Annotated in this window: 1 protein-coding gene; it reads left to right on the plus strand. The window is 66.3% G+C overall.

Features of this window, described 5'->3' with window-relative positions; translation table 11 throughout:
- Positions 1–252 (plus strand): phage tail protein (locus SB751_RS33265; protein WP_410749401.1); only part of this gene is annotated, 252 nt, incomplete at both ends.

Raw genomic sequence — 252 nt, forward strand, 5'->3', positions numbered from 1 at the left:
GGGCAACCAGCCGGCACGGTCACCTTCCGGCGGCACGTCGCGCAGTTCGGCGACGGCTACCGGCAGGTGGTCGGCGACGGCATCAACCACAAGGTCCAGTCGTGGCCGGTGCAGTTCGCCGGCACGCGCGCGCAGATGCAGGAAATCGTCGACTTCCTGGATAGGCATGCCGGTATCCGCTCATTCCTGTGGACGCCGCCTTTGGGCGTTGAGGGCTACTACGAAGTTGCCGAGTACAGCCCCTCGCCCATG

It is taken from the genome of Cupriavidus sp. SIMBA_020 (assembly GCF_046535395.1).
GTDB lineage: Bacteria > Pseudomonadota > Gammaproteobacteria > Burkholderiales > Burkholderiaceae > Cupriavidus > Cupriavidus campinensis.